Below are 14,184 nucleotides of genomic sequence, written 5' to 3' on the forward strand. Positions count from 1 at the left end.
GTGAATATATAACAACGAGACAACACATATGTTTAAGCCATTTGAAAAGGGTACAGAGTCTTCATCAATTGAAGATTTAACATTAGAAAATGATGTCGATTGCGTCAGTATTTATGGCAATTTGCAAATTACCAAAGACAAAGTCGGGTTAGAACAGGCAAAGGCTTTACAGAGCTTTTTAAACGATGTAGTTGCAGCTTTGGAAAAACAAGAATTACCTGAGAAAATTGAACGTCCAGCTGAACAAGAAATTAATAATCCGTTTTTGTAATTTATGCATGCTATGCGTGATGTTTAGCATGGTCATGTTGCAATACAGTCTTTAATACCACGTTAAATTTTATTAAGTGTGTATAGACATTTTTTACTTTTGAAAGCCCAAAAGTAAACAAAAGGCTTTGTTGATCAGAGGGTACATCCATGTACCCCTGCTCAACAGGTGACATCCATGTCACCCTCCGCGATAGTAAATTGAGTCTAGGTAAAGTTAATCTTTATCCCCAGCAACTACCTTATAAATAATCGCACCAATCACAGCCCCTAAAATCGGTGCCACCCAGAACAACCACAATTGACTTAATGCAGCCGTTTCAGCAAAGAACGCAACACCTGTACTACGTGCAGGGTTCACTGAAGTGTTCGTGACTGGAATACTGATTAAGTGAATGAGTGTTAAGCCTAAACCAATCGCAATAGGAGCGAAGCCAGCAGGCGCGCGGCGATCGGTTGCACCTAAAATAATGATTAAGAAGAAAGCTGTAAGTACTACTTCAATAATGAAAGCTGAACTTAAGCCAAACTTGTTTGGTGATAAATCTCCAAAACCATTTGAAGCAAAACCACCAACACCACTAAAGCCTGCTTGGCCTTGAGCAATAATATAGAGAACAAATGCAGCAGCAGTCGCACCGACCACTTGAGCAACGATATAGGGAATTAAATCTTTAACATCAAAGCGGCCACCGACCCAAAGGCCAACACTTACCGCGGGATTAAAATGTCCACCTGAGATATGCCCTAGAGCATAAGCACCTGTGAGTACGGTTAAACCAAAGGCAAGGGCTACACCTGCAAAGCCAATACCAAGTTCAGGGAAAGCTGCGGCTAATACTGCGCTACCACAACCACCAAAGACTAGCCAAAACGTACCTAGAAATTCAGCAAAATATTTATTCATTGTGATTACTCATCTATTTAATCTATTTTAATTAATGTGAAATACGTCACAGAAATTTGAAGCATGTGACTATATGAAATTTTTGTTTTCAGTGTTGTTTTAATCAAGAAAAGATTTGTAAGTTTTGGTAGGTTATTCTTTGTTTAAAAGTTGATCTCGCCATTGTTGTGGTGTTTGATGAGTCCAATGTTTAAACGCTCTCTGGAACGCACTTTGTTCTGAATAACAAAGCAAAAGCGCAATCTCTTGCAAGCTTAAATGTGGGTCTTTTAAATACTCGGTTGCGAGCATAAACCGCACTTGCTGAACGCGTTCCTGAAAGGTGGTGCTTTGTTGCTGTAAGTGTCTTTGGAGTTGTCGAATTGACAGGCCTAATTGAGCAGCAATATGTTCAATTTGATATTGATTCTTTTGTAGACCAGTCAAAATCGAATGCTGTAAACGCTGATCAAGTTGGGTCGAATTTGGTAATTGTTCTAAAAGTGCTTGTGCTTGCTGAACCAATAGTTGCTGTAAGGTGTGGTCGGCGCTGCTAAGTGGCTTATTAATTTCTGTAATTGGAATGAGTAACTCTGTACGGGGCTGGCTAAAACGAACGGGACATTGAAAGTATTGTTCATAGACTCTGATATTTTTAGGAGCAGCATTTAAAAAACGCACTTCATGTAACTGTACATCTTCATAAGACATAAAAAGACGCAAGAACTGAATCACCAACGCAATCGCGATTTCATCAGTAAGCTGAGTGGGGTGTAGCTCAGTCGCTTCCCAACGAATAGAAGCATACCGCCCCTGTAGCTCAACCACTAAAGGGCTACCGTCATAAATCAGACGGTGAAAATCATGATAGCGAATTAAGGCTTCACCTAAGTTGTCGCAAGAGAGAGCAAGGTAGGCAATAATGCCTAAATGTTTGGGTTGTACATATTTGGCAATTTCTAGCCCTAATCCCGGCTTCGGGTGTAGTTTATAAATCACTTCTAATAGGTCACGCCAAACCACATAGTCAAAGCGTTCCAGATTTTGAATTTGTTCTAATTGTTCTGGAATAGCTAATTCATTGGCTTCGCAATAAGCTTTTAAAAGATGCCCCAGTCCTCCATACACTGAGCCTGTATAATTTTTTAGTTGTGGCATCCTTAACCACCTCTTTCTTGTCGTGATTTGTCAATGAAACCATAAATTCTGGTCAATACCTAGCATAACGAATTTTATATGCTGAATAAAAAGAAAAAAGGAGTTAGGTGATGTTAAAAGGCTTTATTGCAGGAATTGCAGTTGCGAATGCATTTGAATGGGTAGCGCACAAATATATTTTACATGGTGTACACCGTGCTGGAAAACCACGTTATAGCCCAGTGCCAAAAAGCATGGAATCTCATTGGGCACACCATCGTGAAGTCCGCAAACAACAATTTCATGATGATTGCTATGTGGAAGGCGTTGGTAACTGGCGAACTAAAAATGAGTTAATTTCGCTTGCTGTAGTGGCAACCGTTTCAAGTGCAATTTTTTACCCTTTTTCAAAAGGTATGGCACTCGCAGCGTGGTATAGTGCTGGAAATTATTATTATATTCATCGCCGTGCACATTTAGAGCCTGACTGGGCAAAGCGTAAAATTCCGTGGCATTACGACCACCACATGAACTCCAATCAAGACGCTAATTGGTGTGTGACCAAACCTTGGTTTGACTATGTGATGGGAACACGTGTGGTGTCATCAGCAGATTTAAAAGAACAAAACCCTTTGGGTATACGGTTACCTACTGCGCTTGCTAGACCACTGTCTCAAGCTATAGAAAAAATTTTTCCTGCAAAATGGGTCGAGAAAAAAGAAAAGCCTCAACTGGTTAGTGACATAAATGCGGTAGATGGCGCTGCATAAAAAAATAAAGGGGCATATTGCCCCTTTAAATATAAATAAGCTTACAAACGCATTTCGATGCCTTGTTCAGCTAAATATTGTTTAGCTTCTGGAATCGTATATTGACCAAAGTGGAAAATACTTGCCGCCAATACTGCATCGGCACCACCTTGTAAAATTCCATCTGCAAGGTGTTGTAAGTTGCCCACACCACCTGAAGCGATCGTTGGAATGGTAACGCGGTCATTAATGGCACGCATTAACGCAATGTCATAACCCGCTTTAGTACCGTCGGCGTCCATACTGGTAATTAGTAACTCACCCGCACCGTAGTCAGCCATTTTTACAGCCCATTCAATGGCATCAATACCCGTTGGTTTACGACCACCGTGAGTAAAGATTTCCCATTTGTTGTCGCCAGTTTTTTTGGCATCAATTGCAACTACAATACATTGCGCGCCAAAGTGCTGTGAAGCTTCTTGAACAAACTCCGGATTAAATACAGCAGCTGAGTTAATACTCACTTTATCTGCACCTGCATTTAATAACGCACGAATATCTTCAACCTTACGTACACCACCACCGACAGTTAATGGCACAAATACAGTCTCGGCCATACGTTCAACAGTACGGTAAGTGGTATCGCGTCCATGATGTGTAGCGGTAATGTCTAAGAAAGTAATTTCGTCTGCACCTTGTTCGTTATAGCGACGTGCCACTTCAACAGGGTCGCCAGCATCACGAATATCGAGGAATTGAACGCCTTTAACTACGCGTCCGTTATCAACGTCTAGGCAAGGAATAATACGTTTAGCAAGCATAGCTTTTTCCAAAAATAATCGCCGTTGGTGAAAGTTCCTACACAGGCGCTACACCTTCATGGAGGGAAGAGGTATTCTATCAAACTTCACAGATGTTTTTTGCAGGTTTTCCATGTCGGTTTATACCCCGTTGAGTTTAGATGAAGTTCGCACCTTTGCTGCACCTTATGGATTAGAGGTGTTGGAGCTGAACCCAATTCAGGGAGGTATTCAAAACACCAATTATTTTCTGGTTGATGTAAACCGCAAACAATATGTACTCACCGTGTTTGAAGAGTTAGATGCACAAGGTGCGGGTGAACTTATTCCTGTTCTTGAACAATTAGGGACTCATGATGTACCTGTTGCAGTGCCGTTAAAACATAGCGGACAAGCGGTTCATGTGATTGCAGACAAGCCTGCACAGATTGCACCACGTTTAATGGGTCACCATCCCATGCAAACCACAGTAGCGCAAGTTGCAGCGATTGCAGATGCACAGGCGAAACTGCATGTGGCTTTACAAGATTTTCCACTTGAACGTGAATATCGCCGTGATCATCAATATTGGACAGGCGTTGCAGAACAGCTGAAACCAAGCATGACTCAAGATGACCAAACGTTACTTGAGCAGGTCTATCAAGCTTTTAATGCGAAAACAGCGCAGTATTCAAATCGACCAACAGGTTTTATTCACTCTGATTTGTTCCGCGACAATACTTTGTTTGAAGGTGAGAAATTACAAGGTATTCTAGATTTTTATGAGTTAAATCAAGATGAATTGCTATTTGATATTGCGATTACCATCAATGATTTTTGTACCGAATATCCAGCAGCGCATTTAAACTCAGACAAAGTCGCAGCTTACTTAGCGGCATACCAAAAAGTTCGTACGCTGACTTCAGATGAACTTGCATGTTTAGATGTATTCTTGGCAATGGCAGCGTGCCGTTTTTGGTCAATGCGTTTGCAAGTTGCTCAAAAAAATAAAGAAGAAGGACGTACCGGCGATGACATTTTGCAAAAAGACCCGCAAGAAATGCGAGCAATGATGCAAGACCGTTTAAGTCATGTAAAAGCATAAAAGGGAATAAAGATGCGAGATCAGGGGCGTTTAGTCGAATGGTTCGACGAAAAAGGTTATGGCTTTATTCAGCCGGATGATGCTGAAAAAGAGCGAGTCTTTTTGCATATCAAAGATTTTGCACGCCCCGGACCTCGGCCAATTATTGGATGTGCACTGGAATATCGGGTGATTCTCGATGAACGAGGTCGTTTTCGTGCTCAGCAGGTCACCTATTTAAAAGCATCTCAAACCCGAAAAGCGTCAAAGCCCGTAAAAGCAGAATCTTCTTTTCAAGCCAGTCCATGGTCTGCAATGCAAATGGGGATCGTGTTTTATTTCGTTTTAATGGGCATTATGAGTTTTATTCATATTTTGCCGGCTTATACCTTATTGTTTGTCTTAATGATGAATGTGTTGAGTTACTGGCTATATTCACAAGATAAAGAAGCAGCACAATTGGGTAATCGACGTGTGCCTGAACAAACATTGCACATTGTTAGCTTTCTAGGAGGCTGGCCAGCTGCATGGTGGGCACAACAAAAACTGAGACATAAAACACAAAAACAACCCTTTCGTAAGATTTATTTTTGTACCATATTCTTTCATTTACTTTTGATTTTGTGGCTAATTTCTCCCTTAAACGTATTGCGGGGCTCATAAAAGTAAATCGTTTTTAATAAACTTGAGAGGTATAAAAATGAATAGTTCTATCGACCAAGATCCAAATCGTACTTTAACACTTATTTTATATGTACTTTATATCGTTGCCATTTTTACAGGCGGCTTACTTGCGGTTATTGCTTTAATTATTAACTACGTAAAACGTTCTGATGTACAAGGCTCGATTTTTGCGAGCCACTTTACATGGCAAATCAGAACATTCTGGTGGTATCTGGCTTGGAATATTATTGCCTTTCTGCCGTTTATTTTCCTGTTCTTTACGGGCGAAAATACTAATCTATTTGCAGGCGTTGCCGTTTCATCGACCGTATTCTGTGTGGGTGTAATTGGTGCTGCGTGGATCTGGATTGTATATCGTGCAATTCGCGGCTTGATTGCGCTAAATGATAACCGTCCGATGTATCAATAAATCATGATTATTGAACATGTGCATTTGAGTATAAAGTCTGGGCAAAGTGAAGCATTTCTTAAGGCATTCGAGCAGGCTAAACATATTGTTTATCCAATGGAAGGCTTTAATGCGGTCCAACTGATTAAGCATGCAACCGATCCCCATCGTTATATTTTAATGATTTTCTGGGATGAAATTGAAAACCATACAGAAGGGTTTAGAAAGTCTGAGGCTTATCAAGAATGGAAAACTTTGCTCCATCCATTTTATGACCCAATGCCGACGGTTGAGTACTACCAACCGTGTAGGTTATTGAAGAAAAAATGATAGATAGTAAAAAAGAGAGCGTTAAGCTCTCTTTTTTTATTCTCGAATTCTTTTAGCTTTTTTAATTGGTAACTTAATTTTTAACTCACTGACTAAAACGCCTAAGACTACTAAAGCACCGCCAAAAAGGGCAATCATTGGCAAACGCTCACCTGCAATTCGGCCAATAATACCCGCCCAAACAGGTTCGCCTGCATAAATAATTGCAGCACGTGAAGGATCAACCACACGTTGAGCCCAGTTCATAACAAATTGAATGAGTGCACTCGCTAAACCTAATGCAATAGCAATCAGTACTAGGGGCCATGAAAATGCTGGAATCGTATGTTCACCCACCACAGGCATGATGGCGAAAGAAAGTAGAGAAGCGACACCAAGTTGAATGATTGTGACGCGGCGTAAATTTACCTTTCCAGCAAAGTAGCTAATAAGAATAATTTCTAAAGCAATCGCAAAGGCACCCAAGATTGTTAACAGCTGCCCAAAACTTAATGAAATTTGCTCAAAACCATTTCCCGTTAAGAAAACAAGGCCAGCAAACGCAAGAGCAGCTCCCACCCAAGTCATAATATGTGGAGTTTTTCTAAAGATGAGCCACATTAAAATAGGAACAAGCGGAACATATAGCGCCGTTAAAAAAGCGGATTCACTACTCGGAATGGTTTGTAGGCCAATGGTCTGGGTGCCGTAGCCTGCCGCAATCACAAGACCAATCGCACAACCCGCACCTAAATCTTTTAACGTGACGCCTTTTATGCTTTTTAATGAGATAAGAAGCAAAGTAAGAGCTGCTACAGCAAAACGACAGCCTACAAAAAACATAGGTGATGAAAAATGCAGTGCATACTGCACAGTTAGAAATGTTCCACCCCAAATGATCGTAATCAAAATGAGGGCTAACAGTGGGGCTTTGCTTGAACTCAGAGAAATTGGTGACATACTCAAGTTAAATTAAATTGTGCAATATACTGCACATATTGCGCTATTCTTCTATTTTGTGCAATATATTGCTCAAATTTTCTTACTAATCCATTCTATGAGCCAGTCGAGTACCGTTTTACAGCACGTAGGCACAAATATTCGTTCATTAAGAGATGAGCGAGATTTGAGTCAACAAGATTTGGCAGATCAGGCAGGAGTGAGTAGACGCACGATTGCTGCTTTGGAAACAGGGCAGGTCAATATTAGTTTGGCCAAACTCGATGCGATTGCAGCAGTGTTGGGTGTGGATTTTAAAACGATTGTGAGTGCACCTGAGCATAAAGAACATGCTGTAGTAAATGCACTCGCTTGGCAGGGTAAAGATGAAGAAAGTAAAGCAACCTTGCTCGCTTCAGTTCCATCTCGTTCCCAAGTTGAGCTTTGGATATGGTCTTTGGCAGTGGGAGAGTCTTACGTTGCGGAAGCAGATGCAGACGGATGGCAGGAAATTATTTACGTATTAGAAGGTGAGTTGACCATACAATTTACTGACAGCAAAAAAATAATTTCTGCTGGTTCATCTTTTATTTTTGAAAGTTCTGTTACTTATACCTATATCAATAGTGGTAACCAAGTGCTTAAATTTACTCGTAATGTGGTGTATTGATTTGGAATTTAGGCTTTTTAATAAAATATATGTTTTTAAAATTTATGCAGTTTATTGAAGGCATATATGATGCATATGATCTATCTTAAAAACCTACGAATTCAATTTAAACAAAAAAATATGAATAAGAGTAAATAAGGCAAGTTATGATATTTCTTGTGTAATGAAATTATTTTTAACTCGTTTTAATAGAAAAAAGATACAGAAATGAAGTTTTTATTAAGTTCACAAGATATTCAAAACTATAAATTTTTATGGCAGGTTTCTAAAGAAAATTATAAGAAACAGAAAGGTAGTATGTTTCTCATGTTTTTATTAGTGATGTTTACAGCATTCTTTACGACATTATTGCCATACTTGTTAAAAATTATTATTGATTACTCTGCACAGGCATATAACTTTTCACTAGATATTCGACTTCCATTTAATTTCTTATATCTAATCGTACTCGCATATGCGGCAGCATGGTTAGCGAATGAGTTATGTAATTGGACGAAAAATATTTTTAGTGCTTATTTGATGGTTGATTTCAAAAGTGCATTAATCTTTGCGGGACTAAAAAATTATTTAAATCTTAAAAAAGATGAGCAAGATCAAATTGAGGCTGGAACAGTGATCAGTGATCTTGCAAGAGGAAGTTCTGCTTTTGGTGAGATTAATTTAACGTTATTGCTTCATTTGGGACCAATCATTTTTCAATTGGTTATGATCTTTGCAGTGCTATTTACAACCATTAGCTTACTTTTTAGTATCAGTTTTTTATTGGTAGCTATTGTTATTTTTTTAGTTTCCTTTCATATAAATAAAACAAGCAGTTCTTTATTCGATTCGATGTATCAACAAGATAATCAGGTAAATAGCCATTTGATACATCAGATCTCAAATTCATATGAAATTAAAGTAAAAAATGCAGTACCGTTCCAATTATCAAAATTTAATACCACGTTAGACTCATTCATCAAAACAGCTAAAGATAGGAACAAGAAAATAGGGCTATTGATGATTTCTCAATTGTTCCTGATCTTTCTTTTTTTACTCTTTTTTATGTTATTTACCGTATTTCTTTCAACTGAAAAGCAGCTTACACCGGGTGCTTTTGTATTGATAAGTACCTATATTATTCAACTCACCAATCCATTTCTGGCGGTTTCCCAAAGCTTGATGCGTTTAAATGGCAACTTTGTCGCCTTAGCAAAATATCGAAAATACTTTGATCTCAATAAAGAAAATTATACGCATTCTATCGTTCAAGACTCTAACGTTCTCTTTCAATTTATAAATGCTAAATTTTTACTTGGGAAACGAGCCGTAGATCATTTTAATTTAAAAATATTACCCAATAAAACGTATGTAGTGATTGGGCAAACTGGCTTGGGAAAAACTTCTCTAATGAATTATTTAATGGGTGTCTACCAGATTCAATCAGGGCAGCTTTGCTATAAGAATATTGATATTAGCCAAAATTTCTCTAAGCATATTTTTGATGAGGTTGTTTACGTTGCACAGCAACCAGTTATTTTTCCTTATTCCCTTAGAGATAATTTAGTTTATAACTCCTCGCACATATATGAGGATTCTTACTTACTTCAGATGCTTGATCAATTTAATCTATTACATATTTTGAAAAAGCATCAACTAACGCTCGATGATGATTTAGCTGAAATTTATAAGAATTTTTCAGGAGGAGAAAAGCAAAGAATTTGCATTCTTCGAGGTCTTTTAGCTCGCCCGCAGCTCATCATCCTAGACGAACCGACTGCCGCCTTGGATGTAGATACTGCAAAAAATATACTTGAATATATTCAGCAGGTTGTTCCATCCGTGATCATGATTACGCATTCACCGTATGCGATGGAAATTGCGGATGAGGTAATCGATTTAGAAAAGTTATTAAACTAAAGATAATCAAAAAATAAAAAAGAGCCTAAAGCGGCTCTTTTTTTACATCTTAAAAATTAAAGACGGTTTTCATCCAACAAAAGCTGAGCTTCACGAAGATTTAAAGTACCTTCATAAATTGCGCGGCCTGTAATCGCACCTAAAATGCCCGGTTGGCCTTTTAAGTTACGAACGTCATCAAGGTTGGTTACACCACCAGAAGCAATTACTGGTAAACCTGAGTATTGAGCCAAGTTTACAGTTTGCTCAACATTTACACCTTGCATCATGCCGTCACGTGCAATGTCCGTGTAAACAATGCTAGACACGCCCGCATCTGCAAAGCGTTTCGCTAAATCAGTTGCTTTCACATCAGTAACGTTTGCCCAGCCGTCAGTTGCAACCATACCATTCATGGCATCAATACCAACAATGATGTGACCAGCAAAGCGTTTACAAGCTTCTTCTACAAATTCAGGCTCTTGAACTGCTTTAGTACCGATAATGACAAAAGTCACACCAGCTTCTAAATAGTGTTCAATCGTTTCTAATGAGCGAATACCACCGCCAATTTGAATTGGTAATTCTGGCTGAGCTTTAGCAATCGCTTCAACAACAGGCTTATGAATAGGCGTACCTGCGAAAGCACCATTCAAATCAACCAAATGCAAACGGCGCGCACCTTCATTTACCCAATGCTGGGCAGTTGCAACCGGATCGTCAGAGAAAACGGTATCGTCTTCCATACGCCCTTGTTTTAAACGCACACATTTACCATCTTTCAGGTCAATTGCTGGAATGATTAGCATGCTTCCGCTCCTTGCTTCATCATGATTATGAAATTGTGCACATCTTAGCAAAGTATTGATCAATCGCTAAGCCTTAGAAAAGACTTTTATTACTTTACGCCTGAAGCACGGTTTGAATCGTTTGTGAAATGTGGGCGGGTAATAGTTTTTGGTTTCTGAGTTCTTCAAATACCAGTAATGCAGCATAAGCATCAGCGGCGGCATAATTTATTTGCTGAGATGTAAGTGGCTTTCGTGCCCAGTTTGAAGTCCCGACTTTTTTCGACTTTGCTAGATATTGTCCAAATAACAGTGCTACCGCTTTTTGTAGACCGATCTGCTGTTTAAAACCAAAGTGACTAAATCCTTTGGCAAGGTCGACACAACTTTCTAGCTCTATGCCTTTTTTATGAAAAATGTGCTTATCATTTTTAAGGCCAAAGCCAACTTTAATTTGTTTTGGGTTAGATAAAATGGGCTGCAAGAATTTTAAAGTCGATGAATTGACATGAAATAAATAGGCTTTTTGTGCTGTAGCAAGTTGAATCAAGTGTGGCCCAGTTGAGATTTCACCCACTTTAAATGTAGGTTTAGACTCAGAATCAAATCCCAAAATTGCCGCGTTTTTTAATTCGTCTTCAATACTTTTGCATTGCTCAAAATTTTCAATCACCACAATATTATGGTGGTTAAGATTTTCAAAAGGAGGAAGCTGCTGAATAGAGGCTTTATCAAGGAGGGCAACGGCTTCGGACATATTTAATAGCGTACAAATGAATTGGGCTATTTACTTTATATATGAATAAAGCCTAGAGGACTAGGCTTTATGAATGTCTTTAAAAATTATTGAGATTGAGAAGGTGTACCAATGACCACACTTTCGCTTTTCTCAACATAGCCTTCATAGGTCGGAGCCATGATTGTAGCAACAATGGCAAAAACAAAAGCAAGTGGAATTAGGACAATATAAATCCAGCCTAAAACGCGTTCCCAACCAGGGGTAGGGCGCTGCGGACCATAGTCATTATTGCCTTCCGTACCTTTTGCCGCAAAGAGATAAATCATAAAAATGAGGTTTACGGCAGGGATCAGCATCAGTAACGATAGCCATCCTGTATTATTGCGGTCATGCAAACGGCGGATGGTAAATACAAAGCTTACATAGAGGCAAACAATATAAAGAATGGCGATAACAATCATGCCTGCCGTAGAAAGGCCTGTTAGTTCCTGACTAGATGTAAATCCAAAAGTAAAAGCGATGATGACAACGACGATACCGATGACGAGTGAAAATAAGAATGTCCAAGCAGCATAAGAGAGTCGTCCAAAACGACCACTAGCTTTAAAGGGGGAATCTTGTTGAAGTGGCTGATTTTCAAAAGGTGAATTCATTTTGTTTTCCTGATCATTTGGTTTTATTTAAAAGTATAAATATTCAATATTTTGTTGAATAAAATATCATTCTATAAATGATTAGTTGTTATTATAAATAAAAAAAAAGATCAGGCCATCTCGACCTGATCTTTTTCAGTTTTAAATCAGATTAAATATTCCATTCCACAAAGTTTTTAAGTAACTGCAAACCAGCAGTATGACTTTTCTCTGGATGGAATTGAGTTGCGAATAAATTATCTTTGTGAATGGCTGTGCAGAAGTTCACACCATACTCGCAAGTCGCAGCCACAACGCTTTCATCTTTTGGTTCGACATAGTAACTATGTACAAAGTAGAAGCGAGCATCTTGTTCGATGTTGTTCCACATTGGATGGCTTGGGTCCATTTGGTGAACTTGGTTCCAGCCCATGTGTGGTACTTTCAAACCTTCCATTTGAGGGAAATGTTTTACTACGCCGTCAAAAATACCTAATGCGTCTACACCGCCATTTTCTTCAGAACTTTGTAGCAATGCTTGCATACCTACACAAATCGCAAGAACAGGTTTATTAAAAGCAGCTTTACGTACAACTTCATCAATACCTGCTTCACGCATGCCTTGCATGCAGTCACGCATTGCACCAACGCCTGGAAAAACAATTTTGTCGGCTTGTGCAATTAACTTTGGATCATTGGTCACATCGACTGTAGCGCCCACATGCTCAAGTGCTTTAGCCGCTGAGTGTAGATTGCCCATGCCATAATCAAGTAACGCGATACGTGTCATTAGAGGCTACCTTTTGTCGATGCAATCGTGTTTTCTGCACGTGGATCAACTTCACATGCCATACGTAAAGCACGAGCAAGTGCTTTGAACACACTTTCGATTTGATGGTGGCTATTTTTACCTTTTAAGTTATCGATGTGTAAGGTCATAAGCGCATGGTTTACGAAACCTTGAAAAAACTCAGAAAATAAATCGACATCAAATGTACCAATGCGTGCACGAGTAAATGGAATATCCATGAATAAACCTGGACGACCAGATAAATCTACAACAACGCGAGATAAAGCTTCGTCTAATGGTGCATAAAAATGACCATAGCGTTTTAAACCTTTTTTATCGCCCAAAGCTTGTGCAAAAGCTTGTCCAAGCGTGATACCACAGTCTTCTACGGTGTGGTGATCATCAATCTCGAGGTCTCCGTCACAATGAATATCGATATCAAATAAGCCATGTCGCTTGATTTGATCAATCATATGGTCTAAAAATGGAACTCCAGTGTTTAGTGTGCCTTGACCAGTACCGTCGAGATTTAAACGAACTCGAATTTTGGTTTCATTGGTATTTCTAACCACTTCACTGATACGTTGCGTCATGGACACGTTCCTCAAAAAACGTCAAAAATGATTGGATGTTAACGACAATTTCGCTGTGACGAATTCGTGACAGCATCATAGTTTGCTCAGGAGGGTTAATCAATGCCTATTACCGTACATGCTTATAGTTCTCTAGATAATTCAGAGATCCGCGATCAGCTTGAGCGACTGTATGATACAAGTCCGGAGTTTGGTGACGGGCACGATGCGATTGAACAACTTGAACAAGATTTACAACAGTATACCACGCTATACACTGCCGAATTTAACACCAAAATTATAGGTGCAATTTGGTCTTCAGGACAAGGCGAAAGCAAGGTTCTTGAATATATTGTTGTGCACCCTGCGAACCGTGGTCGTGGGGTAGCTGAGCGCTTAGTTGAAGAAGCTTGCCGCATAGAAGAGTCAAAAGGTGTTAAAACTTTTGAACCAGGTTGTGGCGCGATTCATCGCTGTTTGGCTCACATTGGTAAACTACATCACTAAAAGCTTCTATTATTTTGTGGTTGTGATTTAAAAATAATCACTTGTTACAAAAAACACGGAAGTTGCTTGACGTCTTCTTATAAACATTGTTTAATACGCCCACTTCGGCGTGATAGCTCAGTAGGTAGAGCAACGGATTGAAAATCCGTGTGTCCCCAGTTCGATCCTGGGTCTCGCCACCATTATTTGTGTTTTCAATCCCTGATCCCATCAGGGATTTTTTTTAAGTATAAAAAATACTCATTTAAATCAGAAACTCAGGATAATTGTTGACTATTGTTCTGAGATACGGCTTAATACAGGCCATCGGCGTGATAGCTCAGTAGGTAGAGCAACGGATTGAAAATCCGTGTGTCCCCAGTTCGATCCTGGGTCTCGCCACC

Annotated in this window: 19 protein-coding genes and 2 tRNA genes; 11 read left to right on the forward strand and 10 right to left on the reverse strand. The window is 39.3% G+C overall.

The genetic code is table 11. From position 1 onward, the window contains the following. Positions 1-28 precede the first annotated feature (28 nt). On the forward strand, positions 29-271 hold the full coding sequence (locus tag KTJ10_RS11615) for a hypothetical protein (RefSeq protein ID WP_174755578.1): 243 nt from the start codon (positions 29-31) through the stop codon (positions 269-271). A gap of 10 nt (positions 272-281) precedes the next feature. Here the strand turns inward: KTJ10_RS11615 and KTJ10_RS11620 are convergent, their stop codons facing one another. The 3 genes from KTJ10_RS11620 to KTJ10_RS11630 all read right to left on the reverse strand — a co-directional run bounded on the left by KTJ10_RS11620 (position 282) and on the right by KTJ10_RS11630 (position 2,314). Then, complete coding sequence (locus KTJ10_RS11620) at positions 282-446, reverse strand: hypothetical protein (RefSeq protein ID WP_081309245.1); 165 nt, start codon at positions 444-446, stop codon at positions 282-284. Positions 447-487: 41 nt separating this feature from the next. After that, complete coding sequence (aqpZ, locus tag KTJ10_RS11625; protein WP_078224946.1) at positions 488-1,177, reverse strand: aquaporin Z; 690 nt, start codon at positions 1,175-1,177, stop codon at positions 488-490. A 132-nt stretch (positions 1,178-1,309) separates the two neighbouring features. Next, positions 1,310-2,314: an AraC family transcriptional regulator gene (locus KTJ10_RS11630; protein ID WP_262442077.1), complete on the reverse strand. Its 1,005-nt coding sequence runs from the start codon at positions 2,312-2,314 to the stop codon at positions 1,310-1,312. 110 nt (positions 2,315-2,424) lie between these two features. On the opposite strand from KTJ10_RS11630, the gene KTJ10_RS11635 reads away from it, so the two are divergent. After that, entirely contained in the window at positions 2,425-3,063 is a 639-nt protein-coding gene (locus tag KTJ10_RS11635) for a hypothetical protein (protein WP_078224948.1), read from the forward strand. 41 nt (positions 3,064-3,104) lie between these two features. Here the strand turns inward: KTJ10_RS11635 and hisF are convergent, their stop codons facing one another. Continuing rightward, the gene (hisF, locus tag KTJ10_RS11640) at positions 3,105-3,863 is read right to left on the reverse strand and encodes an imidazole glycerol phosphate synthase subunit HisF (protein WP_000880078.1); all 759 of its coding nucleotides are present in this window, start codon (positions 3,861-3,863) and stop codon (positions 3,105-3,107) included. A 112-nt stretch (positions 3,864-3,975) separates the two neighbouring features. Here hisF and KTJ10_RS11645 point away from each other — a divergent pair, with 112 nt between their 5' ends. From KTJ10_RS11645 to KTJ10_RS11660, 4 genes are read left to right on the forward strand one after another with little or no spacing between them, the layout of a single operon-like run. Continuing rightward, entirely contained in the window at positions 3,976-4,926 is a 951-nt protein-coding gene (locus KTJ10_RS11645) for a homoserine kinase (RefSeq protein ID WP_017386434.1), read from the forward strand. 12 nt (positions 4,927-4,938) lie between these two features. Then, positions 4,939-5,568 (forward strand): DUF1294 domain-containing protein, encoded by a 630-nt coding sequence (locus tag KTJ10_RS11650; RefSeq protein ID WP_174756865.1) that lies wholly within the window; start codon positions 4,939-4,941, stop codon positions 5,566-5,568. A 37-nt stretch (positions 5,569-5,605) separates the two neighbouring features. After that, on the forward strand, positions 5,606-5,998 hold the full coding sequence (locus tag KTJ10_RS11655; RefSeq protein ID WP_005078529.1) for a DUF4870 family protein: 393 nt from the start codon (positions 5,606-5,608) through the stop codon (positions 5,996-5,998). Between the two features lie 3 nt (positions 5,999-6,001). Further along, entirely contained in the window at positions 6,002-6,307 is a 306-nt protein-coding gene (locus tag KTJ10_RS11660) for an antibiotic biosynthesis monooxygenase family protein (RefSeq protein WP_262442079.1), read from the forward strand. Positions 6,308-6,343: 36 nt separating this feature from the next. Here KTJ10_RS11660 and KTJ10_RS11665 read toward each other — a convergent pair whose 3' ends face one another. After that, positions 6,344-7,246 (reverse strand): DMT family transporter, encoded by a 903-nt coding sequence (locus tag KTJ10_RS11665; RefSeq protein ID WP_262442080.1) that lies wholly within the window; start codon positions 7,244-7,246, stop codon positions 6,344-6,346. Between the two features lie 97 nt (positions 7,247-7,343). On the opposite strand from KTJ10_RS11665, the gene KTJ10_RS11670 reads away from it, so the two are divergent. Together KTJ10_RS11670 and KTJ10_RS11675 are read left to right on the forward strand one after the other, a co-directional pair. After that, positions 7,344-7,895 carry a helix-turn-helix domain-containing protein gene (locus KTJ10_RS11670; protein ID WP_199997260.1) on the forward strand — a complete coding sequence of 184 codons (552 nt, stop codon included), beginning with the start codon at positions 7,344-7,346 and terminating at the stop codon, positions 7,893-7,895. Between the two features lie 207 nt (positions 7,896-8,102). Further along, positions 8,103-9,794, forward strand: coding sequence for an ATP-binding cassette domain-containing protein (locus KTJ10_RS11675; RefSeq protein WP_108009884.1), 1,692 nt, complete (start codon positions 8,103-8,105; stop codon positions 9,792-9,794). A gap of 56 nt (positions 9,795-9,850) precedes the next feature. Here KTJ10_RS11675 and hisA read toward each other — a convergent pair whose 3' ends face one another. The 5 genes from hisA to hisB form a co-directional block, all read right to left on the reverse strand. Then, the gene (gene hisA / locus KTJ10_RS11680) at positions 9,851-10,582 is read right to left on the reverse strand and encodes a 1-(5-phosphoribosyl)-5-[(5-phosphoribosylamino)methylideneamino]imidazole-4-carboxamide isomerase (RefSeq protein WP_000905538.1); all 732 of its coding nucleotides are present in this window, start codon (positions 10,580-10,582) and stop codon (positions 9,851-9,853) included. A 94-nt stretch (positions 10,583-10,676) separates the two neighbouring features. Beyond that, positions 10,677-11,318 carry a 3'-5' exonuclease gene (locus KTJ10_RS11685; protein WP_262442081.1) on the reverse strand — a complete coding sequence of 214 codons (642 nt, stop codon included), beginning with the start codon at positions 11,316-11,318 and terminating at the stop codon, positions 10,677-10,679. Between the two features lie 86 nt (positions 11,319-11,404). Continuing rightward, complete coding sequence (locus KTJ10_RS11690) at positions 11,405-11,953, reverse strand: DUF805 domain-containing protein (RefSeq protein ID WP_130173050.1); 549 nt, start codon at positions 11,951-11,953, stop codon at positions 11,405-11,407. A 151-nt stretch (positions 11,954-12,104) separates the two neighbouring features. Then, positions 12,105-12,722, reverse strand: a complete 618-nt coding sequence (gene hisH / locus KTJ10_RS11695; RefSeq protein ID WP_002116911.1) for an imidazole glycerol phosphate synthase subunit HisH — start codon at positions 12,720-12,722, stop codon at positions 12,105-12,107. Next, complete coding sequence (hisB, locus tag KTJ10_RS11700; protein WP_002116767.1) at positions 12,722-13,315, reverse strand: imidazoleglycerol-phosphate dehydratase HisB; 594 nt, start codon at positions 13,313-13,315, stop codon at positions 12,722-12,724. Before hisB ends, hisH begins: the two co-directional genes overlap by 1 nt. 102 nt (positions 13,316-13,417) lie before the next feature. Between hisB and KTJ10_RS11705 the strand changes: the two genes are divergently transcribed. The 3 genes from KTJ10_RS11705 (at position 13,418) to KTJ10_RS11715 (ending at position 14,182) form a co-directional block, all read left to right on the forward strand. After that, positions 13,418-13,801: a GNAT family N-acetyltransferase gene (locus KTJ10_RS11705; protein WP_002116928.1), complete on the forward strand. Its 384-nt coding sequence runs from the start codon at positions 13,418-13,420 to the stop codon at positions 13,799-13,801. Positions 13,802-13,907: 106 nt separating this feature from the next. Beyond that, positions 13,908-13,983 (forward strand) — tRNA-Phe (locus tag KTJ10_RS11710). Between the two features lie 126 nt (positions 13,984-14,109). Beyond that, a tRNA-Phe gene (locus KTJ10_RS11715) sits at positions 14,110-14,182 on the forward strand. Positions 14,183-14,184: the final 2 nt, after the last annotated feature.

Origin of the sequence: Acinetobacter sp. WU_MDCI_Abxc222, from assembly GCF_025514755.1 — a bacterium.
GTDB lineage: Bacteria > Pseudomonadota > Gammaproteobacteria > Pseudomonadales > Moraxellaceae > Acinetobacter > Acinetobacter geminorum.